The sequence below is a fragment of the Pseudomonas sp. RW409 genome, from assembly GCF_003184125.1.
GTDB lineage: Bacteria > Pseudomonadota > Gammaproteobacteria > Pseudomonadales > Pseudomonadaceae > Aquipseudomonas > Aquipseudomonas chlororaphis_I.
Genome location: NZ_QHHP01000041.1, coordinates 834,805 through 861,266, shown reverse-complemented (window position 1 = coordinate 861,266; position 26,462 = coordinate 834,805). Strand labels below are relative to the sequence as shown.

The following is a 26,462-nucleotide window of genomic DNA, read 5'->3' as shown; positions in this document are numbered from 1 at the left end:
GCGGCGATGCCGAAGACCCGAGGCCCGCCCCCTACGTACTGCTGAACCATGTCCTCAAGGGCATCCGCTACGAGACCGTGGGCTCGTTGCACGGAGGTTCTCACGACGGCGAACTGCGCCTGGTCGGCTGGTCGGCCGATCAGTGGCTTAAACGCCTGGATGTGGATGAAAGTGAGATAGCTGGCTGGCGTGCCAAGCTGCTTACTGACGAGCCCTGGCTGGACGCTGCGAACACCCTGGTAGAGCGCCTTTAGTTTTGCTCAGGATGCATTGCCGGCGTGGCCTCTTATGCTGCGGGGAAGGTAGGAGAGAAAACGAGCAAAATCATGGGTGAGATCATCTACGAGGCTGACAAGTGAGTTTGCTGAGTACGATGGCAACGGTATTGGCCTTTTTGTTTGCCGGGATACCTCACCGGCTTTTCACCCGATGGCTTTGACGACACTTCATTAAAGTATGAGCTGGACGTCGCTGCAGAGTTTGAACAGAGGGTCATGGATATCTTGGGCTGGGAAAGCCTCGCCGCAGAAGCCGATGGTGAGCGACCACTGACCAATGAGCAGGCCGGTCAGATAGCCATCAAAGTCCTTACCCGATCACCTCGATATGTTTATTGGTGTGGTGGCATAGCTCCACCCATCATCCGTGCCCCTTGTCGGCCTGTTGAAGCGAAATCAGGAGGTTCTGATCGTTCTTATTCGTCCCCTGCGGTTCATAGGGACTTTTAGTACGGAGCTTTGGGAAAGCTCTGATATTTACGACTTTTCTGCATTGATAGGGTCGGTGCCTGAATTTCTCAGACACTCAGGATGTACTCATGGCCTATGTCATCAGGGAAGGAGACCCGACCACGACGGGTGGGAAGGTTATCGCAGGTTCATCAACGACTATCGTTGAGTACCGCAAAGTTGCACGCATCACCGACCCCGTGTGGTGCCCGGTGTGCCAGTCGGTGGGTTATATCGCGGAGGGCCATAACACATGGCTGGATAACCAACAGGCCATTGCGGTGGAAGGGTGCGCTGTTCAGTGTGGCTGCCCTGTAGGTTCTAACCGTCTTGTCGCCACTCAGTCTTCTGTCCTCTCGGATAATCAGCCACCGGTTCCTGTTCCCGCTGCCTTGGTGCCGCAAGTTGTGGCGAATACCCACCAATGGGCCGAAGCGATCAGGCGGGGATATTCGCAAAACCAATTTGCGGATTCGGTGCCGCGCGATCAGGTGAAGGGGCTGGCGCCCATCAGCGAAACGGCTCTGTCAGCGCCCGCTCAGTTGTCGCAACAAAGCGTAGAGCCGGGCTTTTATATCGTTCAGTCTCCGATGAGCCGTGCAGCCCTCGAAGTGGTGCTTTTCGGTCAGCCCGACGCGGCCCTCCTGGAGAAATTTCGTCGGCTCAACCCCCAACTGACGGACACCGCCAAACCCGGTCAGATGGTGGTCCTCAGCCATCCCGAAAACCATCAGTGCACCCGTGAAGAAGCCTTGCTGATGGAGGCTGCTGAAAAGGTCAGCGCTGCGCTGGACACCCTCACTCCTGAAGAGGCGGCGTTTATGGTCCAGTACCGGCAGCAGATCGAGTCGGTGCTGTCTTACGGTTCAACCAGCCTGGGTGTCGCTACGTCAGCTGCCGGCAATCATCTAGACAGTATTAAAAGGACCTTGCAGGAAATCGAATCCCTCCATCAAAGGTACTTCCTGCGGGATGGGCATCTACGCAGTGTCCAGTTCTTTGCCGAACGGCGGACGCTGCTCGCCCGGCTGGACGCAAACCTCACCTCCATCACGAAAATGAGCATCGCTTTTCCCGATCACCCTGACCTGAAAACCGCACTGGGGATTTCCAATCGCAGCCTGGTTCATCATTGGACTAAAGCGGGAGCAGCGGGGCAGATACCGGGGTATGCCACGCATATCGAGGGCGTGTCGAAGGCTTCCCAGGTGCTCAAGTATGGTGGTTGGATCGGGACTGCTTTAGGCGGCGGAGCCTCTTATGTGAAGGTTCAGGATGTTTGTTCTGCGGGGAATAAAAAGGCTTGCGAAAAGGTGAAGTTTACTGAGGTGGGGAGTTTTGCTGGTGGGGTGTTTGGAGGGGCAATCGCCAGCCCGATTTTAACCCAGGCTATGACCTCCATCTGTGCTGCAATTGCTGTTCCTACAGGGGGTACGGGTGGTGTTGTCTGTGGTTTGGTGGTGGTTGGAGCGGGGAGCTATTTGGCAGGGAAGGGCGGAGGGGCCTTCGGAGAGCTCCTCGGAGAAAATATTTATGAGGTCGGGCAATGAGTAAGTTAAGTACGGCGGAGTACGTGCTTACATTTTTGGGTGTAGCCACGTTTTTGGGCGGGGGAATTACTGCAGGGGTGTATTTCTATCTGAGCTGCACCCGAATGGATGAGATTTTGGGGTATGTAAAAAACTGCAAAGTAGTAAATAACCAGAGGTATTACCTTTATATGGGGGCTTGGGGCCGTTTTTTAATGATTGGGATGATTTCGGGTGCCTTAGCATACTCTAGCTATCAAATTAGAAAGGGGCTGATGGATGCTGGCGATGTAGATAATTTTCCTGAGCCGCTCAAACGGAGACTGATTGTAATGTTTAATATTCAGTTAGTATTTCTGGTCTGTCTGATAGTTGAGTTTGTTTTTATAAAATTAATCAGACTCTGAATGTAAAAATCAATCGGCCCAGGTAAAGCCGGAGTGGGAACGGGCGAAATGGTGGGTTACATAATTTATGAGGCTTTAATTGAGCCTGCTTAGCCTGGTGGCTGTTGTCTTTGCATTCACGTTTGCCGGAATACTTGTTGCCATCTTTACCTTGATGGGTGTTTTTTTGTATCTCGGATATACGCGTATGGAGGAGTTTTTAGCCTACCTTGAAAACTGCTATGCCATACAGCAAAGAAAATTCCTCATGTATTGCGGACCCTGGGGGCGAATCATGCTCATGGGGGCAATTGCGGGAATCGTGACATTTCCCGGAGTTTTTCTTAAGCATGGTGGCGTTAGCAAGTCTGACTTGGATAACTTCCCATTTGTTCTAAAACGGAAGTTGGTTGTGTTGCATGTCTTGAGTATTGCACTGTTAGTAGCTGGGTTGCTGGTCGGAGGAGCGCTGATAGTAACTTGGCACTATGCAAAAAGTAGTCTTTAAGACCAAGGTTGCGCAGAACACTTTTCAGATGAACTCGAAAAATAAATGATAGTGCGTGATGCTCGCCTGTCCCGGTAGCAGGCGGGCCGCTGCATGACTGTGTTTCCAGTTGCGACCAGCACTGGCTAAACGCAGATAGGCTCAAACCTCGATACCGCGCGCAGAATACGGCTCTCCATGACTTACCGCACTCCAGATATTTCCAAGACGATGGGTTGGACATAAACTGCCACGCCTTTGTCGTTGCTCCGTATCGAGCCCGGGACTAGCCTTTGATCGTCGCTGCAAAAGCAGCGATCGGGTTTGGTCGCCCGACTTGATACAGGCGCAACAGCGCCCCCTTGACGATTGCAGGCGCTTTTTTTGCGCTCGCATTTCCGTGCAATGGCGGCTGTGCGTGGAAGGGCTTCGGCCCTGCCGGGTTCCTGTATCTCCGGTCGACCAATCCGCGCATGGCTGCCACCCATTCGTTTGGTCGCGAACGTGGCAGCTCTCACTTTGATATGGGAGTTTCAATCATGTGCGCTATCAAGGCCTCCGCAAATCGTGGTCGCTTCAACGGGGTAAAAGGAGGTGCGCTATGAGCACCTCCACCCCTGTCAAAACCCTCGGTTTCGTCACCTTCGGCCCTTGCGGCGACGGCGATCAAACCCTGTTTCGCGTCAACGCCGACGTGCCTCTGCACCAAGCCCTGGAACACGCTTCGACCCTGCTGTACTACGCCAAGAAACTCGCCCTGGATGCGGCGATGGAAGAGCAGGGCGAACGTTACGCCTGGGCCGCGCACTTTCTGGCGGAGATGGGCAAGGCGGTGATTGATGATGTGGGGTTGGGGCTGAAGGAAGAGGTGTTGCAGGTTTAACAGGTAGGAGGATGTTGGGTAGGGCGCCGTTTCTGGGTGGCAGGGAAGCGGCGTTTTTTATGACGGTCACCCCGGCACCGCGCTGTCGATTTCCCGGAGTCTGGTTCGACTATCTTTCAGGGAACGAAGCCGATAGGTCGCAATGAGCGTCGGCGCCCCCTGCCTGAGCACTTTTACGCAGACGAACCAGGAGAAGATCATGCGCAAGCTTATCGTTGCCGCTTTCATGAGTCTGGATAACGTCATCCAAGCGCCCGGCGGGCCTGACGAAGACACCAGCGGCGAATTCCGCTTTGGTGGCTGGATAGTGCCCTACGCCGACGAAGCCTTCGGCCGGGCCATACAGGAGCTGTTCTCGCAGCCGTTCGACTTGCTGCTGGGGCGGCGCACCTACGACATATTCGCCGGGTATTGGCCGCACATACAGACCGGTTCAAGCAACAGCTTTATCGCCGACCTGTTCAACCGAGTGCCCAAGCACGTCGCCACCCATAGTCCCGATACGCTTGATTGGCACAACAGCCATGCGCTGCAAGGCAACCTTGCCGACGCCATACAGGCCCTCAAGCAGCAGGACGGCGCCCACCTGTTGACCCAGGGCAGCGGCGATCTGGTGCGCCAACTGCTGGCCGCCGGGTTGGTGGACGAGCTTCGGCTGATGATCTTTCCTATCGTATTGGGACGCGGTAAGGGCCTGTTTGACGATCGTGCACAAGCGTCGGCTTTCACGTTGCTAAACTCGACGAGTACTCCTGGCGGGGTGTTGATTGCTCACTACGTTCGCAGTGGTGAGGTGTGTACAGGGACGTTTGAAGAGTAGGAAAGCCCGTAACGCCTGACAAACTCGTTCAAAGCCCAGGTCCCTTGTGGACCCCGCCTTGACTTGAGTCGATATGTGCTTGAGCAAGTGAGTCACACCCCGCCACCAGCAGATTCATTCCCATCTCTCACATTGAATGAATTTAATACAGGTTCTTTTGATATCAGTTGTTCCACAAAGGGCTGGAGTCCTGCGCCCTGGGGTGATAGTCACTTCCGGGACTTCAGGACGTGAGTATAGGTTCCTGGGTGTTCGTTTAGGGGAGAAACGCTGGTTGTAAATGACTTCTAGCGGCCAGGGGCGGCCATCCAACGTCTAAGTATTGGGAAAGCTAGTGCCTTCTAATCGCATCAACGAGCTGTTTGAATGCCTCGTTATCACCATCGGATTTCCAGCGATTAGCGAACCTACAAACGATCTGCACGTTGTCTCGGTCGTAGTGCCCATCACTGTCGATTCGATCAAGTGAGCATAAAAATTGATCATCATCATGCTCACCATCAAGTTGAAGAGGTATATCCGTCAAAGCACATAGCCCTTCCTGTGCTATGAAAAGCTCAGTCAGTAGCTCTCTCATATCATCGAGTGAAAGACTCATTAGCTTGTTCTTGAGGGCACTCACTACCTCTTGCCCATTGGATTGAGCTGCCGTCGACAGAGCGGTCTGAGCCATTCGATGGCAAGCTCTTTCTAAAGGGGTAAAGCTGGAGCCCAAGGTCTTTTTTGAGTTCAGCAATACCTCTTTCCATTTCGGCAGGTTATGCCATTCCGAGAGGTCTGCGTCATCAATCAGGGCTCTCACGTAGCCTGCGTTTTCCAGTGATAACGCCGCTAGGGTGCCTTGTGTAAAAAGAAACTGCCTCGCTTTCGGATGCAGACTTTTCCAGCTTAAAGGCCTACCTTTCTTGTTCGTGCTGGACCAAGGCAGGCAAGGCTTATGGTAGACAAAGACAGGTCGAGCACCTATCTCAACAGGTTCAGTCATTTGGTAAGTTTCGCAGGCGGCGGCAGTCGATTCTGTCCACCATAGGTGATTTTGATCGCAATGCATCCAGATATCCCCTGCAGTGTCATTTATCGTTGTGGTTGCATTGAACCATCGCGTGGTAACCGCAGGGGTAGGCGGTTTATTGTCTAGAAAGTTAGATGGTCGCATGGAGATTTGATGGTACGCATCCCGATCGTTAGCCAACCAAGCGGCATGTGCATCCAGGTTATTCATTGTTGCGACGGTGTTTTTCTTGAGGCATTCGGACCATTCATAATTTTTTCGCCCAAAGTTAGCGATGTAGACCTTCTTCATAGAGCTGTCCCGACTATTTATTGAGGTTCGGACTGTAGAATATGCTGGAGCATAAACAAAAAAAATATTATTGAGCCGGACCAACTGGCGACGAAGCACGCTGTTCAGGGCTATGAGGCTTGACCTAGTTCAACCTGCCTCTATCAGCTTCCGCGCAATCCACTTCGCAACCTGCGGTACGATGGTGTTTTCGGCACTGAAAGCTTCTGCAAGGTTGGCCGTATCCAGTCCGGGCTAGAGCCCATCATCGTCAGACGGTTGCTACCGCTCATAGCGACGCTTTAAGCCCGTATAGAGTCGGAAGCTCAGAAAGTCCGCAATGGATTACTGTCAATTGTGACGGGCTGGAACCAGCAAAATATTTATAGTGTATGCACGAAAGTGAAGGTCTTTTCACTTTCGTGTTTGAGTAAGTCCAAGAAAACATATTGAGATCTATTGATTTTAATAGATTCTAAATTACAAGATGACTGGCCAAGCCAAATGTTTAGGGATTTTCATTGTTATTGAATACTCCCCGTTTTCATGTGTGATTTCCACTTGTATATCATTTCGGGATAGTTCGTTTGTGATAAAGGTTAGGCCGGCTTTGCCTTCGGTTTTGCCAAGTAAGTTAAGTTTAACTAGATAGGATGTAGGTAAGGTGGTGCGAAATGACGGATTTACTTTGTTCTTGAATGATATTAAGAAGGCGGAGTTGTGAGATTCGGCATATATCGATAGAGCACCATCCGCACCATGAGATTGAGCGTTTGAATAGATTTCAGAAATTGGGCTATAGAAAATATCAGGATCAACTTTAAAGCTTGGAAGATCAAAAACTGACTTGTCAATATTTACAGATAGCCTTGGGAACATGTACTCAAACATCTTCAAGATGTCAGGGAGTGTAATGTGTTCTTGATCGTGCAACTCTCGAAGGTCATTGCTTGTCGAGATTAGGTTTTTCGCTTCCACAATAGATGATTCATCAATTTCTGAGTTTATATTCTCCTTGGCATATCTTAGAAAAGTAGATGTATTGTACATATGAAATGTCTCCAATCCCTGAGAGGCTCCATATATCTCATCAAGCAGTTCAGGTCTTGGTCCTAGTATTTTTCCACGTTTCTGCAACCACCAATCCTTTTTTACATCGCCCGTGACCAAAACAATATGTTTGTACTCTCCTGTAGATGCCTTGTTTAGAATCTCATTCCAAAGAATCAGGTCGCCATATTTACAGTAAAACTCTTTGTCCTGAAAACGGCGGATATCTATTTTTTTCTTGTCCTCATAGCCTGGAGGTATTTCTTTTTCATATCTAATAGCCCCCTCGGCATATATTTTTTCAAGTTTCTCCTTGCTAAAACATTCTCCAATTTTCCCTTCAAAAGCTTTTAATACAAAGTCCTTAATAGAGTCGTGCTGATGAACATCTGCTTGTTCATTCTCCAAGTGGCCTAAGTGCTCAATAAAATCAACAAGGCATTTGATCCCCTGCTGATGGTTCTCGAGATTTACAAACTGCTCAGGGTTTATTAGCGCATGTCGCTGGCTAAGTTTTAAACTGCCAATTTCAAGGTTTAGATTGTCAAAGGCTGTGTTATAGCTCGCAATAGCCTTGTTTACCGTATCTCTAACTTTTGCGAATGCACTTTTTTGATCGCCAATTGCCTCGTATCTATTGTTAAGAAATTCCAAGGCGACTTGAAAACCTATCCATATTCGACTGGTGAAAGACCTGTCTGTGAGAACCCCCATCAAATCAGAACGCGTCGATTGATTCATGCGATACAGATCTAGAAGCACATTTGTGTCGAATACAAAAAGCCCCTCGCTCCAAATTTCTTTGAAGTCAATCTCGTCCGTCCCACGATAAATCTTGATTAAGCTTTCTATAATGTCTTCCACAGATCAAACTCTCTTGTTTGTTTTTGGCTCGCAGACTAAATTGGCTTGAGCTTAGGAGTACTGCTCTCTCACCACAAGAGCGATATGATGACTCCAAGCCTCGGTGATATGGTAATGGCCGCCTTTCTTTTTTTCAGATCGAATGTATGGATCAGCTCTATTCTGTATAAGCATGTCACCATAAGAATAAGCGCCTGCTCTAAAGTGCTTTCGAAAGTCGTCAACCAAAGTTTTGGATAGTTCTACGGAATTAGCTATAGTTCTTCCATTGGTACTGATGATTAACCAATCATACTCCCTTGTATACCGGATTGTTGTCCTGGTGAGGCGCCGCAATGGAAACTCTTCCTTAGGTTGTCGCGGAGGGGCTACACCATAGTCTCCGAAGCCAATATTCAAACCGTTGCACTCGCAATTAATGGCATTCCATAGAGCCCAATCTCTTCTAGCTATTGTTCGTGTCCCGGACTTTAAGTGTTTTATGGTGCCCGGAAAGGCGCCAGATACGAAATAAATAACAATTCCTAGGGCGCTCAGTTTTTTTACTTGCTGGCAAAAGGTAGATATATCGGATGAGCTCCAAATCTTTGGTGTTGCGCCAATATCTAAAATAATTTTAACTTTGATGTTGAGAGTGGATATCTTTTTAATGGATGTGGAAGTTTGACTGATCAGCTCGTCAGTTAAAGTTAGATCTTTCGGCCTAATACGAAGGGCGACGCTTCCTAAGTTGCGTATATGCTTTAAGAAAGGTGCTGTGGCAGAGCAGGCGGTCTCGATTGATAATACGGGCGTGACTGGTAATTTCTGCGTTGCTGCTGCGATCAGGAAAACAGTATATTCTAGTTGTCTTTCTTTACTTAGCTTCCCCTCGGGATCTGAGTAGTCAACCAGCGCAGGGGCATTCCAAGATTTTTCAAATTTTGCGATAAAATTATTGTGCTCTCTCGAACCCATGACCTCAAAGCATGGACAAACACGGAGCTTGATAGCAGGATCCATTTGCTCAATGGCAAGCTGTTCCCACCGCCTCCATTTAATCATTGGCATGTAATTAGGCCGTGAAAGAGAGCTTGCTCGCATTGTTCGCTCCTAAAAGTCCATCTAATGTTATTAGTACATAGGGTAAAGGCACAACCCCTCGCGACAGACAGCAATCAGGGATGCCTCTCTACGGTACCCGGAAAAATCTGGAGCTTAGAAATATCTAGAAAGTCCAGGGCGATTCTCTATGTGGGAGCGTTGTCGCTGCCTCTGGATTCAATAGGGAAAGAGCAACCCCTTACATTTTTCAGCAACGGTAGCCATAGCTGAGGAGGGAGAGGTAGTCGATGGTGTCGACAGGCCATTACAAGGATCGGCCAATGGCCGAGTTGGATGGCGGACAAGTTATTGAAATGTTCGTCATGGGTGGTTTCTGACTCCAGCATATCCATGGCGGCATTGCCATTCGCGGTGATTGGTACGTCAGTCAATGCCATACCATGGCTAGTGAGTCCCTTGTAGATATGTTCCTCGCTGTCTACTCCTGGAATCCAGAACTGCATGTTGCAATGTTTGAGATCTTCCTTAGCGAAATTTGAAAACTCTCGGCTATTGACTGTTTCTCCTCGTGAAGATGCCCATACAGATACCAGCGGGAGTAGGGTGCTACCCTTTGTTTGGCTCTTACGGTATTCCTCGGTTTGCTCTTGGGGGTGACTGATTAAGTTTCTATAGCTTCCGTGAATGGTCGGGTACCGGCCATGAGTGCTATAGGACAAAAGGTAATTTTCCAATAAGTAATCACAATAGCTTTGAGCTAAAGGTTGCCACTTCTTCATCATCGACAGAAAAATTACCGCTACCACTATATCAATAGAGTGCTCATCTGCCATGGGGCTAAGCAGGCAAGGGTTATTCTCAATCAGGTTACGCACTTGGGAGGCTAGTATTTCCGCCTCTTGGAGTGTGTTATCAAGGTAAGGAGTGGGGACGGTGTCGTCCCAGCTTTGACGCCAAAGGATCCACAGGCCGCGCTGAGTAATTCTTCCAAGAGTTTCGAAAAGCTTAAGGCTCACATCTACTGGTGTTGCAGAGTTTACTGCGGATGAGATGCCGTGGCGAAGATGTACGTAGGGTAATATTTTTTTACCTAACAACTCGTCCCAGATTTGGAAGTGAAGATCTACCAGTTCGGCAAAAGTGATTCCTATGTCTTCAGATAGTTTCTTGCCGATTTCAATGTCAGTTTTGATGTGATCCCATGCCTTGAGAATAGCGAGTTCGCTAGATCGGTACGGCGCTTCGAGGTTACCTGCGTCACGAGCCCACACGAATAGAACCCAGAGGCAGATGTAAGTCTGCCTGAGGCTGGTCAGACGAGTCTGGGGTGTCAAGTTCTCTGCAGAGAGTAATCCATTGAGCAAATGAGAGAAGTGTTTATATGCTATATCAGGCTCATCCAGCATCGCGACGGATTTCTGGAAGCTGCTGCGCAGCTTTTTGTCGACCAGCTGTTGGCGCAATACTCCTTTGCTCAACTGTCCTGCCAGATAGTCTCCGTTCCATTCTTGGAACGAAACTCGATCGTTGGTGAGTGACTTAGTGAATTGTGTCAGGTTATCTCGGACAGCTTCATGGACGTCGCCACCAAAGCATAAGCAAATAACAATTTTTAGCTGCTTGTGTTGCTCGGGAATACGTACGGGAATGTAGAAGTCGATGATGTCGTTTATTGAGCTTCGCAGCGCTTGCGGCGTGCCGTCCCAATCCGCTCGCAGCAGATCCCCTTGTTTGATGGAGAAAAGGAATACTTTTTCTTCACCATCATCGTCTGAGCCAATGGCTGCTACGTCCACGCCAAACTGACGCGTCCCTACAGAAGGACGAGAAATGACCGTGTAGCCCAACTCGCTCAGCAGATCAGGTAGAACTACATCCAGTTCGCGTCTCTCACGCAGTGAGGCAAGGTACTCTCTGAAAACAAGCTTCATTCTGGGCGACCTTCTAACTTGAAGTTGAACAGTTTCATGCGAAGGCCTGTCGGATCGAGCACTTCTTCTCTAGGTATATCGTACTGATGGCTGAAGTTGGCTAGCTTTTGCTCCATCCTCCTGCCTGGGCTGGAACTCCGGTTCTCGTTTCCTTCCATGTGATCATCCTTGATCCAGGAAACCATTCCATTTCCATATAACAAGATTCTTTCGGAAAAGATATTTGCGAAAAGCGAAGTTTTTCTTGATTCTCGCATATTGTCATTCATCGAGTCTGAATGACGCTGCCACTCTAGCTGTCGCTCACGTTCAGAGGGCTGAAGCTCGGGAACGAAACCCATTATACTTAGCGAGTCGCAGTAATCTTTTAGTTTGCACAGAGCTTTTTTTACCATTGGAGCTGCTTTGTCTTGATCGTCATCGGCGATTGGCTGAAGGTGTTTATCGACGCTGGTATAGTTCACCAGTAAAGGATCAAACAATAGATCACTTAGAACATCAGCTTGAGGTTGAGGGGCACAGCGGCCTAAAGAAACCATAAGGGACGCTGCGATCGCAGGATTTATGAAGAAAGTGGCAATCGCCTTGCGTGCAATGAAACCGTACTCAAGCTCTGATAAATCGAATCGCGCGAAATCTGATTGAAATATGTATTCGTCTTTAATTGCGAATAGGCCGTCGCTGAGCTCTTGGCATAGCTTGTAGGGTGCCGTCCTGAGCCAGTAGATGATCCACTCTTCTAGGCGATCAGCAGGCCCTTCACGAAGCATCGAAATGACAGAGTCGAAGTTTTCGAATGAAATTTTAGTCTCTGGGTGCAAGATCAATTCTGCAATGTAGTCCCGAACAAGCTTGACTTCTCCCGCCTTGAGAAAGTGCGCCAAACCGTAGTCGATGAGATTGAGCGTATTCGGGTCGGGATTGATAGGTCGAAGGATCGACAGAAGGGATTTAGTCACTGCAGACTCAAAGTCTTTGAAGTTAAATGCCAAGGCATAGGCGATGTCGCGTGCGACTGCAGGTGTGGTAGGGACTGCAGCTTTGGAGACGAGTAGATGAAGCTCATTAGTAAGTTGGGGAGGTGCTGATTTGAGCCAAGTCAGAAGGGTTCTTGTTAGCGCGCTACGAATTTGCTCGGCTGTTTCCTTCTCCACACTCATATTGAAAATGCTCAACCCCCTTTGCCAATCAGCATCCAGGTTGAAGGGTGGCTCTGACAAAGCCTGAATCACATAAGCTTTCTGTGTCTCTGTACCCTCTGTGATGTACTCATAGGCCCGCTCAGCAAAGTACGACGTATCAACTTTAAGACCCGATCTGATTGCGATCTGAAGACTGTAGAACTTGCCCCCATCAACCTGTTTAACGTCGACAAGGGTAAGAAGCTCCTTTGGGCGCGTTTGAGATGCTCCGCACCACGAACTTAGCGTCTCAGTTGCCTCATGCTCCTCTGTGCCGTTTTTACTGTAGAGCGCCTCTAGAACGGTAAGAAACACCGGGGCTGAGACGTCGAGCTTCGTGAGTATCAGGCCGCAAACTCGTCTTCCTAGATCAGCTTTATAGCCGTGAAAGGCGTCTATCGCGTCTGGAACTAGTAGGCTAAGTAGATCAATGTCTCCATCGTTCTGAGCCTGCGCAAGCTCCTTGGCCAACGTGTCACAATGTTGATATCGGGACCCCCAGTAGTCGTTGAAAATTGCTTCCAGCAAGGTGCCACTTTTTGCGTATTCAACAATTTCGGCGCGGGTGGGAAGAATCATCCGTGAACTCCTGAATTCATGTGCGCTGCTTGTGCACAGATTCTAGCGAGCGGTCGGCAAGAGGGAAACTTCATTAAGTCGCGGGCTGGCCGGGTAAGTGGTCAACTGTTCCATTTCAGGCGTGCTTCGAGGTCAGGGGCCATCTGTGCAGGTATGCACTGACAAACAGAGACAGGAGCATTCGATAGCACGGATACCCAGGCACCACCCACTCACCCGAATACCCGCACCCCATTTTGTGTTACTTCAACCCAAACAACCTCAACGCATTCCCCCGCCCAATCTTCTCCCTATCGTTCTCACTGATCAGCGCCTCATCAAACCAGTTACTCGCAGTAGCCATACTTTCATACGGATAGTCCGCCGAGAACAGCACACGATCGACACCAATTTCGCTGATGGAATCCAGCAGGCCCTTGGTGTGGAAGTGGCCGGCGGTGGTCAGGTAGAAGTTGTGGCTGAAGTAGTGGCTGACCGGTTTTTTGGCGTTGCCCAGGCCTTCGCCTTCGCGTTGCATGTGCAGGCGGTGTTCCAGGCGCGGCAGCATCAGTGGCAGGCCTTCGGCCAGGTGGCCGAGGATGAGGGTCAGGTTGGGGAAGCGGTCGAACAGGCCGCTGAGCATCAGGCGGATCGTGTGGGTGGCGGTTTCGTGGGCGAAGCCCCAGGCCGAGCCGACCAGCGATGGGTAGCCCTCGTAGATCCGCCGCTGGCTCGGCAGCGGTTCGCGTGGGTGCAGGTAGACCGGCACGTTGAGCGCCGCGACCCGCTCCCAGAACTCCCATACCGGCGGTTCGTCCAGGTACTGCGCGGTATCGGCGTTGCCGATGTTGGTGTAGCCGTTGATCAGTGCCCCCCAGCATGCCGTAATCCTTTACCGCACGTTCCAGTTCGTCCGCCGCGGCCCTGGGCGATTGCAGGGCCACGGTGGCGAAGGCCTTGAAGCGCTGCGGGTGGCGGGCGACGAACTGCTCGGTGACCTGCTCGTTGGTCCGTTGGGCGAAGGCGATGGCCTGGCGCGGATCGAGCAGCGACAGGACGCCGAGGTTTGGCGACGTTCGCACGGTTTTCCATGGCCCTGTCACTTCGCGGCTATTCTCTAATTTCAGGTCGATGGCCTAGAAGATCCATGTCCACGCCGATGGCCTGATGTCCTGCTCGCTCGGGTAAACGCGCGTTTCTCAGCCTCGCTGAGCCGTGCCGGGTACTGCTTCGAGGACCGGCCCCCTCCAGTTCGAGGGCTCTTGATGGCGCTTCACCGTGATCAGGGACGATGACCGTGATGGCATGCATGCAGTGGCGGCGATGGATATGAGCGTCGGGTCAACGACCGGAGAAGAGGCGGCGGACTTTTTCGCGCAGACCCTGGAACAGGCCAACGATGCCGTGGTGATTATCGACGATCGTAACCAGGTGGTGTTCTTCAACGCGGCAGCCGAGCGTTTCTGGGGCTGTCAACGGCACGAGGTGCTGGGCAGCGAGGTCGGCACGCTGGTGCTGATCCCCATCCGCTCGCGGAATGACGGCGAGACCGGGGTCAACAAGATCATCGGCACCAGCCGCGATGTGTGCATCACCCGCAAGGATGGCGAAGAACGCTGGGGCGCGATGGCGATCTCGAAAATCACCCTGCAGGGGCGCATTCTCTATGCCGCCTTTTTCAAGGACGTGACCCAGACGCGGCTCAAGGATATCGAGCAGCGCTTGCTGTCGATGTCGGTCAACGCCAGCAGCTCGGCCACCTGCATCGTCGACGCCGACGGCCGGCTGATCTATATCAACGACGGGCTGGTGTGCTTGCTCGGGTATTCCCGCGAGGAATTGCTGGAGCGCTCGCCGCAGATGTTCTTCGTCGCCGATACCCCGGGGGCGGCCCAGGCCGACGAGCTGCATCTGGAGAGCATCCTCAGTGGCCAGCCCCATGAAGCCTGCGGCCTGGTCAGCAAGCGCAACGGCCAGCGGCTGTGGGTGCAGGTCTGCTCGGCGCCGGTGTTCGACGCCAAGGGGCGGATCGGCAACATCATCATCGTGTTCACCGACATCACCCGTTCCAGGCTGCCCGAAGTGCTACAGGACAAGGTCATCGGCGCTCTGTTGCAAGAGCAGCCCCTGGAAAGCGTATTGACCCTGCTGTGCCAGGAAATCGAGCGCCTGGCGCCGGAGGTCGTCGTCTCGATCCTCAGCGTGGATGAACAAGGGCTGCTGCATCACCTGGCCAGCCCCGGCCTGCCGGCCGATTACGTCAGGGCCATGGAGGGGCTGCCGATCGGGCCCGCCGCCGGCTCCTGCGGCACCGCGGCCTTTCGCGGCGAGCCGGTGCTGGTCACCGATATCGACACCGATCCGCTGTGGGCCGATTACCGCTGGCTGGCGCAGCAGGCCGGAGTGCGGGCCTGCTGGTCGATGCCGGTGCGCAACAGCGGCGGCAGGGTCTGCGCGACCTTTGCCCTGTACTTCAGGGAGAGCCGCAAGCCCGATACCACCCATGCCCATCTGATCATGACCGGGACCTACCTGTGCATGCTGGCCCTGGAGCGCGAGGAGGCGCGCCAGTCGATCCAGCGCATGGCCTTGTCCGATGCCCTGACCGGCTTGCCCAATCGCAGTTCCCTGCTGGCCGAGGCCAACCGCAGACTCGCCGAGGTCGCCCTGGAGCAGGGCGAGCTGGCGGTGCTGTATGTCGACCTGGACCGCTTCAAGCAGGTCAACGATGCCCTGGGGCATGCCTCGGGCGATGAGCTGCTGAAGGTCATGGCGCAACGGCTGCGCAGCGTGCTGCGCGAGTCGGACATCGTCGGCCGGCTGTCGGGCGACGAGTTTGTGCTGGTGCTGCCGCGGATGAATGCCGCCCGGGTTACGGCCTTTATCGAGCGTCTGATGCTGACCCTGGGCGCCCCGGCCGATATTGCCGGGACCGCCATGGTTCCTTCGGCCAGCGTCGGCGTCAGCCTGTACCCCAGCGACGGCCAGGACATGGAAAGCCTGTTGCACTGCGCCGATATCGCCATGTACCAGGCCAAGCGTACCGAGCGCGGCGGTTTCAGGTTTTTCCTCGAGGAGATGGACCAGCTCGCCCAGCAGCGCCTGCAACTGGAGACGGCGCTGCGCCAGGCCCTGACCAGCGACGGCCTGCACCTGGTCTATCAACCGCAGATCGACTTGCGCACCAACGGCCTGGTCGGGGTCGAGGCGCTGGCGCGCTGGGAGCATCCGAGCCTGGGCACTATCGCGCCCGCGCAATTCATCGCGCTGGCCGAGGAGTGCGGGTTGATCAACTACCTCAGCCAGTGGGTGCTGTGCGAGGCCTGCGAGCAACTGGCGCGCTGGCGTCGATCGGGAATCCGGGTGCCGTCCATCTCGGTCAACCTGTCGCCGATCAACTTCCATAACTTCAACCTGGCGGCCCTGATCGCCCGCCAGTTGCAGCGCTGCGGCCTGCAGCCGGCGGACCTGTGCGTGGAGGTCACGGAGGGGGTGTTCCTGTGTAGCAGCCCGACCACCGAGCAGACCCTGCAGGACCTGCACACCCTGGGCGTGCGCCTGGCCATCGATGATTTTGGCGCGGGCTATTCCAGCCTGGGCTATCTGCGGCGCTTGCCGATCAGCGAGCTGAAGCTGGACCAGAGTTTCGTCGAGGAACTGGAGCACGACGCCACCTGCCGCGCCTTGAGCGAAGCGGTCATCGGCATCGGCAAGGGCCTGTCCCTGCGGGTGGTCGCCGAGGGCATCGAACACGCCGCGCAGCGCGACATTCTTCAAGCGCGGGGCTATGACGTGGGGCAGGGCCAGCTGTTTTCCTCGCCCATGCCGGCCCGGGTGTTCGGGCAGTGGTTTGTTGGTTGGCAGCGTTAGCGGGCGGGGCGATTCGGGCCTGCACTTTCCGTCAAAGATCAAGGCCTGCCGGGCGCCAGGAACGGGCTTGGCTATTGGATGAGTATTTTCTTTAGTTCAAGTTATTAGCGTGTAGGAAACTTCTATTTTTCTCCGTGAAAACCAACTAATCCTGACAGGCTTTTAGTTATGGTCTATGGGCGGATAGCACTTTGCTAGTGTGTCGATTTTTTAAAACTTTTAACCGCAGGCGTATTCCCTGAGCGACTGATGTGATGCGGGAAAATCATTTGTCAGCGGTATTTTTGTGGGCTTTAGTGAGTGCGGAAAACAATCCAGGGACACTGCCATACCGCGTGAGTCAACTCATCGGTGGCTTAAATATAATAAAAAGGTGATCCATGACCGACTCCACAAAAGTGCCGGGTGCGTGCGACATGGCCGGCGATTTTCACAGCGAGAAAACCACCGGCGGACTGAAACGAACCCTGACGCCCCGGCACCTGAGCATGATCGCCATTGGCGGCAGCATCGGCACCGGGCTGTTCGTCGCCTCGGGCTCGACCATTGCCCAGTCCGGCCCCGGCGGAGCGCTGCTGGCCTTTGTGGTCATTGGCGCCATGGTGTTCTTTCTGATGACCAGCCTCGGTGAACTGGCGTCCTGCATGCCGGTCACCGGTTCGTTTTCCACTTATGCCTCCAAGTATGTCGATGAAAGTTTCGGCTTCGCCCTGGGCTGGAACTACTGGTATGCCTGGGCAGTGACCATTGCTGTGGATCTGGTGGCCGCGCAGATCATCATGGCTTATTGGTTTCCGGATGTGCCGGGGTATATCTGGAGTGCGGGTTTTCTATTGATCATTACCGCACTCAATATGGCTTCGGTGCGCTTGTTCGGTGAGTCCGAATATTGGTTCGCCCTGATTAAGGTCATCACTATCCTGCTGTTTATCGCAGTGGGCGTTCTGATGTTGTTCGGCATTCTCAGCGGCGGTGAAAATGCCGGCCCCAGGCTCTGGTTGATTGGCGATGCGCCTGTTGTCGGCGGCCTGGGGGCCCTGGTCGGGGTGGCGATGATCGTGGGGTTTTCGTTCCAGGGCACCGAGTTCGTCGGTATCGCTGCCGGTGAAACCCGGGACCCCGGGAAAAACGTGCCGCGCGCGGTGCGGCAGATCTTCTGGCGGATCCTGCTGTTCTACGTGCTGACCATCCTGATCATCGGCCTGTTGATTCCCTACAACGACCCCAGCCTGTTGAGGAATGGGGTGTCCGATATCCGCGTCAGCCCCTTTACCCTGATTTTCGAGCGGGCCGACATGCTCGGCGCGGCCGCGGTGATGAACGCGGTGATCCTGACCTCGGTGCTGTCCGCCGGGAACTCCGGCATGTATGCCTCCTCACGGATGCTCTACAGCCTGGCCCTGGAAGGCAAGGCGCCGGCGATCTTCGCCCGTTTGAGCGCATCCGGCACCCCGCGGTGGGCGCTGCTGGCCACCGCCACGGTGGCGGCCCTGTGCTTCTTGACCTTCATTTTCAGCCCGGGGCAGATCTACAACTGGCTGCTCAACACCTCGGGCATGCTCGGCTTTATCGCCTGGCTGGGCATTGCGGTCAGCCACTACCGGTTTCGCCGCGGCTATGTGCGCCAGGGCAACGACCTGGGCAATCTGCCCTATGTGTCGCGGTTCTTTCCGTTCGGGCCGATTTTCGCCTTTGTCCTGTGCCTGTTCGTCACCCTGGGGCAGAACTATCAGGCCCTGCTCGGCGACTCGATCGATTGGGCCGGGCTGACCGCCACCTACATTGGCCTGGTGCTGTTCCTGGTGATCTGGCTGGCGCACAAAGTCATCAGTGGCTCCAGGTTCGTCCGGTTCGATGACATGAGCTTTTCAATGATTCGCAGCAAGTCCGAATGTGATCTGCCAGCGGAATCGGCGATGAATGAGAAGGTGGGTCTTCCTGTGCGCATGACCCAGGTCGGAGCCAAGTGATGAGTCAGGATTTTCTCGAAAGTTATTACGAAGCCACGGTCGAGAAGACCGCCTATCCGGCGCTCGGCGGCCGGGTGGAGACCCGGGTGTGCATTCTGGGCGGAGGGCTGGCGGGGCTGTCCACGGCGCTGGGTTTGGCCGAACGTGGCGTCAAGGATGTGGTGATCCTCGAATCCCACACCGTCGGGCACGGCGCCTCGGGGCGCAATGGCGGTTTTGTATTCGGCGGTTACTGCCTGGGCAATGCCGAGCTGCTCAAGACCCTGGGCCGCGAGGAGGCGCGGCGGCTCTACCGGCTGACCATCGACGCGGTCGACCTGATTCGCCAGCGCGTCCGGCAATACGGCATCCAGTGCGACCTGACCGACAGGGGCGTGCTGCTGGCCAACTGGTTCAACGACCCGGCGCGCCTGGAAAAACCCCGGCAGTTGATGAAGGAGGTCTACGGCGTCGACTGGCAGTACGTGCCGCCGGGCGAGTTGCGGGAAAAGCTCAAGACCGAGCGCTACTTCGGCGCCTTGTTCGAGAGCAACGCCTTTCACTTCCACCCGCTCAAATATGTGTATGGCGTAGCCGCGGCTGTTGCCGGCTACGGCATCGATATCCACGAACACTCCGCGGCCCTGGCGATCGAGCGGCAGGGCGGCAAGTACCTGGTCAAGACCGCGGGCGGCGAAGTGCTGGCCGAGCAGGTGGTGTTCGCCGCGGGCGGTTATGCCCGTGGGCTGTACCGCCCGGTGGAGCGGGCGACGCTGCCGATTGCTACCTATGTGGTGGCGACCGAGCCCCTGGGTGAGGCCCTGAAGGATTCGATCAACTGCGAGTCGGCCATTTACGACACCCGCTTTGCCTTCGACTATTACCGTCCGTTGGCGGACAGCCGGATCCTCTGGGGCGGGCGCATTTCCATCCTCAACCGTGGCCCGCAGGCGATCGCCGGCTTGCTCAAAGCCGATCTGGTCACGGTCTACCCGCAACTGGCCGATGTGGAGATCGAGTATGCCTGGGGCGGGCTGATGAGCTACGGCCGCCAGCAGATGGCGCAGATCGGCCGGGACGACAACGGCGTGTGGCATGCCGTGGGGTTCGGCGGTCACGGCATGGCCCCGACCACGGTGGCGGGGGAGGTGCTGGCGGATGCCATCGCCAAGGCCATCCCCATTCCCCAGGGGTTCGGCAAGTTCGGCCTGGTGCCCACCTTCGGCCTGGCCGGCCTGGTCGCGGCGCAGGCGACCTACACCGCCTATCAGGCCCTGGACGCCTACGATGCCCACCGCTTGAACAAATGACCGCCGCTTTTCCCAGGCTGTACAGGCCATGGAGCAATCTCAGCGTTTTCTGGCCCAAACCCCGGAATGAACTTATGCTGGCGGGCAAATCTGCACTCATTGAAAACCCAAGGCGTGACGCGAGGACGTTCCGAGCGTCTACGACTTGAACAAGTGACGCTGCTGCAGCCCGTATTGGCTCTTGGCATATTGAAATTGGGAGATTGTGTATGGTCATCAAACCCCGCGTTCGCGGCTTTATCTGTGTGACGACCCACCCGGTCGGTTGCGAAGCCAACGTCAAGCAACAGATCGACTACGTCACCGAACAAGGCACCATCGACGCTGGGCCAAAGAACGTACTGGTGCTCGGCGCTTCCACCGGCTACGGCCTGGCCGCACGTATCACCGCCGCCTTCGGTTGCGGCGCCAACACCCTGGGTGTGTTCTTCGAGCGCGGCAGCGTTGACGGCAAGCTCGGCACCGCCGGCTGGTACAACACCGCGGCGTTCCACAAGTTCGCCGAAGAAAAAGGCCTGTACGCCAAGAGCATCAACGGCGACGCCTTCTCCGACGAAGTGAAGCGCCAGACCATCGAAACCATCAAGCGCGACCTGGGCAAGATCGACCTGGTGGTCTACAGCCTGGCCGCTCCGCGTCGCACCCACCCGAAAACCGGCGAAGTCCTGAGCTCGACCCTCAAGCCGCTGGGCAAATCGGTGACCCTGCGCGGTGTCGACACCGACAAGGAAATCGTTAAAGAAACCACCCTGCAGCCAGCCACCCAGGAAGAAATCGACGGCACCGTCGCCGTGATGGGCGGCGAAGACTGGCAGATGTGGATCGACGCGCTGCACGAAGCCGGCGTACTGGCCGAAGGCGCGAAGACCACCGCTTTCACCTACCTGGGCGAGAAGCTGACCCACGACATCTACTGGAACGGTTCCATCGGCGAAGCCAAGAAGGACCTGGACCAGAAAGTCATCGGCATCCGCAAGGAGCTGTCGGAGCTGGGCGGCGACGCGCGGGTATCGGTGCTCAAGGCCGTGGTGACCCAGGCCAGCTCGGCGATCCCGATCATGCCGCTGTACCTGTCGCTGCTGTTCAAGGTCATGAAAGAGCAGGGCAGTCACGAAGGTTGCATCGAGCAGGTCTATGGTCTGTACAAGGACAGCCTGTACAACCCGAACCCGATCATCGACCAGGAAGGCCGCCTGCGTGCCGACTACAAGGAACTGGAACCTGCCGTCCAGGACCGCGTGAAGCAGCTGTGGGATGAAGTCACCAGCGAAAACCTCTACCAGATGACCGACTTCACCGGCTACAAGCAGGAATTCCTGCGCCTGTTCGGCTTCGAGATCGACGGCGTCGACTACGAAGCCGATGTCGATCCGGACGTGAAGATCGCCAACCTGATCCAGGTGTAAGCGAGCTTACTGCGTCATCGCCAACGCCCCTCTCGTGAGGGGCGTTGTCGTTTCTGGGTCAGGCGGTTTTCACGTTCATGGTGATGCGCGCGCTGAAGACCTTGAGGTCTTCCTCATCGTAGATCTCCACCGCGACAATCTTGTCGCCGCTGCTGCTCCAGTCCACCGCGCCGCCATCGGCCACCGCGCGCACCGACGTCTTGGCCTTGGCCAGGTATTCCACGGTCATGCCCTTGGGAATCCAGCGCGCGCCGGCCGGGATCGACACGTCGGTCATCACCCCGGCCGCCAGTTCGGCGGCGTTGCACAGGGCGATGGCGTGCACCGTGCCCAGGTGGTTGGTGATCTCCTTGCGAAACGGCACCCGCACCACCGAACGTCCCGCGCTCAGCTCGGCGATCAACGGGTTGATGGTGCTGAAGTAAGGGGCCATCTGGCAGGCCATCTGACTGAACTTTTCCGGACCTGCGGCGCTGAACATGCTGAGAACCTGACTCATGGTAATGCCTCGTAGCGGATTATTTTTTGGTTTACAGAATAATATTCTGTAAAAGAACAATATTCTGCTTTCGCGAAATATGTCAAGCTGGCGCCACCATTCACTGAGGCGTGCGCGCCTTGTTCCCTGGACCTTGGTTTTGTGATGGGCAATGGACACGATCGATCTGCTTGAACGCTGCTACCCCGGCCGCAGGGCCGAACTCAAACGCGACATCCTGCGCCGAGCCCTGGCGTGCTTTAACGAACAGGGCATCGAAGCCACCACCATCGAAATGATTCGCGCGGCCTGCGATACCAGCGTCGGCGCGATCTATCACCACTTCGGCAACAAGGAAGGGCTGGTGGCCGCGCTGTTTTTCGCCGCGCTGGACGATCAGGCCGGCCTACGCGAGCGCTACATGAGCGACGCCCAGACCCTGGAGCAGGGTGTGCAGGCGCTGGTGCACAGCTATGTGGATTGGGTCGACGCCCAGCCCGAATGGGCGCGGTTCCAGTTCCAGGCGCGGTATGCGGTCGCCAAGGGCCCGTTCGCCGAAGAGCTGGCCAGCCGCAACAAGGCGCGCAACCGCCAGTTGCGCGAGTGGCTGACGGCCCACACCCGGGCCGATGAATTACCGCGGATACCCGCCGAGCTGCTGCCGTCGCTGATCGTCGGGCAGGCGGAAAACTACTGCCGCGCCTGGTTGTCCGGCCGGGTCCAGAGCAGCCCGGGCACCTATCGCCAGGAACTGGCCGAGGCTGCCTGGCGCTCGATCGGCGCCCATCAGTGACGCGTTGAACGACATCCAATTGCCAAGGGGGAAGACCATGCAAGCCACACCCGTGCGCATCACCGCCGAGGAGATGCTCTCCGACAACTGGTATTTGCTGAAGAAATACAGCTTCGACCTACAACGCCGCGACGGCAGCTGGCAGGCGCAGACCCGCGAGGTCTACGACCGCGGCAATGGCGCGACCATCCTGCTGTACAACCGCGAGCGGCGCACGGTGCTGCTGATCCGCCAGTTCCGCATGCCGACCTACGTCAACGACCACAGCGGCTACCTGATCGAGACCGCCGCCGGCCTGCTGGACAATGCCAGTCCGGAAGCACGCATCCGCCTGGAAGCCGAGGAGGAAACCGGCTACCGCGTCGGCGCGGTGCAGAAGGTCTATGAAGCCTTCATGAGCCCCGGCTCGGTCACCGAGCGCCTGCACTTTTTCATCGGCGAGTATTCCCCCGACGACCGTATCGGCGACGGTGGCGGCCTGGAAGAAGAGGGCGAGGACATCGAGGTGCTGGAGCTGGGTTACCAGCAGGCGCTGGACATGGTGCGCAGCGGCGAGATCGTCGACGGCAAGACCATCATGCTCCTGCAATACCTGGAGCTGCGCCTGATGCCGTCGCGCCGCCTGACGATTCTGGTGGCCGCGCCCCGGTATTCGGCGACCGACGATGCAGCGGCGCTGGCGCAGCAGGTCGCCAGCCTGGATGACTGTGCCGCGCGGCTGTTCGAGGCCGGGCACAGCCCCGTATTCGGCCAGTGGCTGGGGCTGGCGGCGGAGGATTCGAGCGCTGCCGGCGAGCCAGGCGCCGGGTTCCAGGAGCGTGCGCAACAGCAGTTGCAGCGTTGCGACGCGCTGCTGCGCATCGGCGGCGCCTGCGCCAGTGCCGATGCCCTGGTCGCGATGGGCGAGCGCCTGGGCCTGCCGGTCTACCGTTCGCTGCAGGACATCCCGCGTTGCACTTCGGCCCGTTAAGTTAGCGCTCAACTGGCCGACGGCCTTGTATCGAAGTGTGTATCGGCCCGGTGCTGATACACCTGCTTGTCCTGGCGCCGGTTGTGCACACAACCTGGATACACCCCGAGGATTAACTACGTCCACCCGCCAGCACCGAGCTTCTCGGTGTCGGTGGCGGGAACCGTTAATCAATCCATCGAAGGGGTATCAGCATGTTCAAACTCTCCAATGTTTCCAACGTCGCGCTCGGCCTGGCACTGGTCGGCGGCCTGGGCCTGTCCACCGCCGCTTCCGCGCTGAGCATGACCGAGCTGTCCCAGGGCTATACCCTGGCCGCGGCCGACGGGGTCAAGACCTCCACCGAAGGCAAGTGCGGCGAAGACAAGTTCGCCAAGACCGACACTAACCACGACGGCAAGGTCTCCCGCGAGGAGTTCATCGCCGCCGCCCCCGAGCGCGCCGCCGAGTTCGACAAGATCGACGCCAACCACGATGGCGCCATCAGCCTGAGCGAAGCCAAGCAGTACCTGGCGGCCAAGGCCGGTTCGGCCGAAGGCAAATGTGGCGAAGGCAAATGCGGTGCGGCGATCGAGTCCTGATCGACGGTGGCGGGGGGCACTCAGGTGCCCCCCGTTTTTTCCGGGGCAACCAGGAGACGGACCCATGCCTCCCTCAATACCACCCTGCAACATCCCATCATCCGCGCAAGCCCCACGGCTGCCCGTTTCGGCAGCCGCGGGGCTTGGCTTGCGTCGTGCCTTGCTCGACGCATTGAATACGGCGCCTGCGGGCGCTTTTGATTTTCTGGAGCTGGCGCCGGAAAACTGGATCGGCATCGGCGGTGCCCATGGCGCCGCGTTGCGCGCCCTGGCCGAGCGTTACCCGTTGAGCTGCCACGGGCTGTCGTTGTCCCTCGGTGGCCCGGCGCCGCTGGACCTGGGGTTCCTGCGGGAAGTGCGGCAGTTCCTCGAGCGCTTCAAGGTGCCGCTGTACAGCGAACACCTGAGCTACTGCGGCGACGACGGGCACCTCTACGACCTGCTGCCGCTGCCGTTCACCGAAGAGGCGGTGCGCCATGTCGCGGCGCGCATCCGCCAGGCCCAGGATGTGCTGGGCCGGCGCCTGGCGGTGGAGAACGTCTCGTACTACGCCGCGCCACGCCAGGACATGGACGAGCTGGCCTTCACCAACGCGGTGCTGGCCGAAGCCGATTGCGACCTGTTGCTGGACGTCAACAACCTCTACGTCAACTCGGTGAACCACGGCTTCGAACCCCAGGCCTTTCTCGCCGGCCTGCCGCCGGAGCGGGTGGTGGCGATGCATGTGGCCGGGCACTACGACCAGTCCGCCAGCCTGAAGATCGACACCCACGGCGCGCCGGTCAAACCGGTGGTCTGGGACTTGCTGGCGCGCGCCTACCAGCTGTTTGGCGTGCAACCGACCCTGCTGGAACGGGACTTCAACTTCCCGCCATTCGCCGAGCTGCTGGGCGAGCTGGACAGCATCCGCCGGTTGCAGGCCAGTGCCCGTCAGGCACAGGGGAGGTGGGCCCATGGATAAGCCGCTGATCGCCCTCGACGCCGAGCAACAGGCCCTGACCGCCTACCTGCGCGATCCCGAGCACCGCGCACCGCCCGCCGGGATGGATCGCGCGCGGGTGGAGATTTATCGCGAGCTGGTGTTCGACAACCTGCTGTCGTTGCTTGGCAATACCTTCCCGGTGCTGCGCTCGATACTCGGCGAGGCGGACTGGCGCCGGCTGCTGCGGGTGTTCCTGCGCGAACACCGTTGCGCCACGCCGAAGTTCGGCGAGATCGCCGGCGAGTTCGTGGCCTGGATGGCTTCCACGCCCGCCGCTTTGCAGGACGCCAGCTGGCCGGCCTTTATGCTGGAGCTGAGCCATTACGAGTGGATCGAAATGGCCCTGCAACAGGCCGAGGCCGAGCCGCTGCCAGCCAGCGACCCGGAGCGGCTGCTGACCCACCCCTTGCGCCTGTCGCCCCTGGCCTGGCCGCTGGCCTACGCCTGGCCGGTGCAGCGCCTGGGGCCGGCCTGGCGTCCCAGGGAGCCTGGGGCTGCACCAACCTTGCTGCTGATCCGCCGCGATGCCGACTACCGGGTGCATTTCTCCGAGCTCAGCCCGCTGGCCTGGCGCCTGCTGGAGCGTATCGAGGCGTTCCCCCAACTCCACGGTCGCGACCAGTTGCAAGGCCTGGCCCTGGAAGCGGGCATCGACGACCTCGACACCTTTCTCGCCAATGGCCAGAGTCTGCTGCAACAGCTGCACAACCAAGGCGTTATTGGCCCTGTGTAGCCGCTGGCGCAGCCTGCGCCCGGCTGCGCAGCGGCCGCAAACCCAGGCGACGCGGTGTATCAGACCGAACGCGATCACCGGTTTTACGACGGCTGCGCCGCCGATCGCAGGCTGCGCCAGCGGCTACAGGGAGATGCGCCTGTTATCGAATTTCCCCTCGTAGAAACACCAAAGCCGCCGCTCACGCCGCGGCTTTTTTGCCCCCGGGGCATCAGCGCCCGTGGCGCAGGCCCCGATCAACTGGCTGAGCCTGCTGCGACAGCTGCATAACCAAGGCGTTATTGGCCCTGTGTAGCCGCTGGCGCAGCCTGCACTCGGCTGCGCAGCGGCCGCAAACCCAGGCAACGCGGTGCATCAGATCGAACGCGATCACCGGTTTTACGACGGCTACGCCGCCGATCGCAGGCTGCGCCAGCGGCTACAGGGAGATGCGCCTGTTATCGAATTTCCCCTCGTAGAAACACCAAAGCCGCCGCTCACGCCGCGGCTTTTTTGCCCCCGGGGCATCAGCGCCTGTGGCGCAGGTGCCCGATCAACTGGCTGAGCCTGCTGCGACAGCTGCATAACCAAGGCGTTATTGGCCCTGTGTAGCCGCTGGCGCAGCCTGCGCTCGGCTGCGCAGCGGCCGCAAACCCAGGTAACGCGGT

23 protein-coding genes and 1 pseudogene are annotated in these 26,462 nt (G+C 56.7%); 16 read left to right on the top strand and 8 right to left on the bottom strand.

Going from position 1 to position 26,462, the window contains the following annotated elements; translation table 11 throughout:
- From DK261_RS24430 to DK261_RS24400, 7 genes are all read left to right on the top strand, one after another.
- Positions 1–254, top strand: a 254-nt coding sequence (locus DK261_RS24430) for a type VI immunity family protein (RefSeq protein ID WP_146218555.1), incomplete at its 5' end; no start/stop codon positions are given.
- 144 nt (positions 255–398) lie between these two features.
- The gene (locus DK261_RS33675) at positions 399–728 is read left to right on the top strand and encodes a pyocin S6 family toxin immunity protein (protein WP_256597602.1); all 330 of its coding nucleotides are present in this window, start codon (positions 399–401) and stop codon (positions 726–728) included.
- 89 nt (positions 729–817) lie between these two features.
- Entirely contained in the window at positions 818–2,278 is a 1,461-nt protein-coding gene (locus tag DK261_RS24420) for a PAAR domain-containing protein (RefSeq protein WP_110176670.1), read from the top strand.
- Positions 2,275–2,664: a hypothetical protein gene (locus tag DK261_RS24415; protein WP_110176668.1), complete on the top strand. Its 390-nt coding sequence runs from the start codon at positions 2,275–2,277 to the stop codon at positions 2,662–2,664. The genes DK261_RS24420 and DK261_RS24415 overlap by 4 nt, the downstream gene beginning before the upstream one ends.
- A gap of 79 nt (positions 2,665–2,743) precedes the next feature.
- Positions 2,744–3,151, top strand: a complete 408-nt coding sequence (locus DK261_RS24410) for a hypothetical protein (protein WP_177411727.1) — start codon at positions 2,744–2,746, stop codon at positions 3,149–3,151.
- A gap of 580 nt (positions 3,152–3,731) precedes the next feature.
- A complete protein-coding gene (locus tag DK261_RS24405; protein WP_110176666.1) occupies positions 3,732–4,013 on the top strand; it encodes a DUF3077 domain-containing protein in 282 nt (93 codons plus the stop codon).
- Positions 4,014–4,212: 199 nt separating this feature from the next.
- Positions 4,213–4,833: a dihydrofolate reductase family protein gene (locus DK261_RS24400; RefSeq protein ID WP_110176983.1), complete on the top strand. Its 621-nt coding sequence runs from the start codon at positions 4,213–4,215 to the stop codon at positions 4,831–4,833.
- Between the two features lie 331 nt (positions 4,834–5,164).
- On the opposite strand, the gene DK261_RS32965 is transcribed toward DK261_RS24400, so the two are convergent.
- The 7 genes and pseudogenes from DK261_RS32965 to DK261_RS33665 form a co-directional block, all read right to left on the bottom strand.
- Entirely contained in the window at positions 5,165–6,136 is a 972-nt protein-coding gene (locus DK261_RS32965) for a hypothetical protein (protein ID WP_146218552.1), read from the bottom strand.
- A gap of 459 nt (positions 6,137–6,595) precedes the next feature.
- A complete protein-coding gene (locus DK261_RS24390) occupies positions 6,596–8,029 on the bottom strand; it encodes a PIN-like domain-containing protein (protein WP_110176662.1) in 1,434 nt (477 codons plus the stop codon).
- A gap of 51 nt (positions 8,030–8,080) precedes the next feature.
- Complete coding sequence (locus DK261_RS24385; protein WP_158286948.1) at positions 8,081–9,079, bottom strand: hypothetical protein; 999 nt, start codon at positions 9,077–9,079, stop codon at positions 8,081–8,083.
- 179 nt (positions 9,080–9,258) lie between these two features.
- Positions 9,259–11,004 (bottom strand): chemotaxis protein, encoded by a 1,746-nt coding sequence (locus DK261_RS24380; RefSeq protein ID WP_110176658.1) that lies wholly within the window; start codon positions 11,002–11,004, stop codon positions 9,259–9,261.
- Positions 11,001–12,764 (bottom strand): hypothetical protein, encoded by a 1,764-nt coding sequence (locus DK261_RS24375; protein WP_110176656.1) that lies wholly within the window; start codon positions 12,762–12,764, stop codon positions 11,001–11,003. The genes DK261_RS24380 and DK261_RS24375 overlap by 4 nt, the downstream gene beginning before the upstream one ends.
- 241 nt (positions 12,765–13,005) lie before the next feature.
- A complete protein-coding gene (locus tag DK261_RS33670; RefSeq protein WP_256597601.1) occupies positions 13,006–13,512 on the bottom strand; it encodes an amidohydrolase family protein in 507 nt (168 codons plus the stop codon).
- Positions 13,513–13,681: 169 nt separating this feature from the next.
- Positions 13,682–13,825, bottom strand: a pseudogene (locus tag DK261_RS33665) (amidohydrolase); the annotation flags it as partial.
- A gap of 196 nt (positions 13,826–14,021) precedes the next feature.
- Here DK261_RS33665 and DK261_RS24365 point away from each other — a divergent pair.
- The 4 genes from DK261_RS24365 (at position 14,022) to fabV (ending at position 21,278) form a co-directional block, all read left to right on the top strand.
- The gene (locus DK261_RS24365) at positions 14,022–16,613 is read left to right on the top strand and encodes an EAL domain-containing protein (RefSeq protein ID WP_256597600.1); all 2,592 of its coding nucleotides are present in this window, start codon (positions 14,022–14,024) and stop codon (positions 16,611–16,613) included.
- Between the two features lie 416 nt (positions 16,614–17,029).
- Positions 17,030–18,583 carry an amino acid permease gene (locus DK261_RS24360; RefSeq protein ID WP_038579596.1) on the top strand — a complete coding sequence of 518 codons (1,554 nt, stop codon included), beginning with the start codon at positions 17,030–17,032 and terminating at the stop codon, positions 18,581–18,583.
- Positions 18,583–19,872: an FAD-binding oxidoreductase gene (locus DK261_RS24355; protein WP_110176654.1), complete on the top strand. Its 1,290-nt coding sequence runs from the start codon at positions 18,583–18,585 to the stop codon at positions 19,870–19,872. The genes DK261_RS24360 and DK261_RS24355 overlap by 1 nt, the downstream gene beginning before the upstream one ends.
- 209 nt (positions 19,873–20,081) lie before the next feature.
- The gene (fabV, locus tag DK261_RS24350) at positions 20,082–21,278 is read left to right on the top strand and encodes an enoyl-ACP reductase FabV (RefSeq protein WP_053268883.1); all 1,197 of its coding nucleotides are present in this window, start codon (positions 20,082–20,084) and stop codon (positions 21,276–21,278) included.
- Between the two features lie 58 nt (positions 21,279–21,336).
- Here fabV and DK261_RS24345 read toward each other — a convergent pair whose 3' ends face one another.
- A complete protein-coding gene (locus tag DK261_RS24345; protein ID WP_039968008.1) occupies positions 21,337–21,777 on the bottom strand; it encodes a hotdog fold domain-containing protein in 441 nt (146 codons plus the stop codon).
- A 151-nt stretch (positions 21,778–21,928) separates the two neighbouring features.
- On the opposite strand from DK261_RS24345, the gene DK261_RS24340 reads away from it, so the two are divergent.
- From DK261_RS24340 to DK261_RS24320, 5 genes are all read left to right on the top strand, one after another.
- Positions 21,929–22,549 (top strand): TetR/AcrR family transcriptional regulator, encoded by a 621-nt coding sequence (locus tag DK261_RS24340; RefSeq protein ID WP_028682179.1) that lies wholly within the window; start codon positions 21,929–21,931, stop codon positions 22,547–22,549.
- A gap of 37 nt (positions 22,550–22,586) precedes the next feature.
- Positions 22,587–23,519: a GDP-mannose pyrophosphatase NudK gene (gene nudK / locus DK261_RS24335; RefSeq protein ID WP_110176652.1), complete on the top strand. Its 933-nt coding sequence runs from the start codon at positions 22,587–22,589 to the stop codon at positions 23,517–23,519.
- A 194-nt stretch (positions 23,520–23,713) separates the two neighbouring features.
- Positions 23,714–24,100, top strand: a complete 387-nt coding sequence (locus tag DK261_RS24330; protein WP_009048660.1) for an EF-hand domain-containing protein — start codon at positions 23,714–23,716, stop codon at positions 24,098–24,100.
- 64 nt (positions 24,101–24,164) lie between these two features.
- The gene (locus DK261_RS24325) at positions 24,165–25,061 is read left to right on the top strand and encodes a DUF692 domain-containing protein (RefSeq protein ID WP_231999337.1); all 897 of its coding nucleotides are present in this window, start codon (positions 24,165–24,167) and stop codon (positions 25,059–25,061) included.
- Positions 25,054–25,815 (top strand): DUF2063 domain-containing protein, encoded by a 762-nt coding sequence (locus tag DK261_RS24320; protein WP_110176650.1) that lies wholly within the window; start codon positions 25,054–25,056, stop codon positions 25,813–25,815. Before DK261_RS24325 ends, DK261_RS24320 begins: the two co-directional genes overlap by 8 nt.
- Positions 25,816–26,462 lie beyond the last annotated feature (647 nt).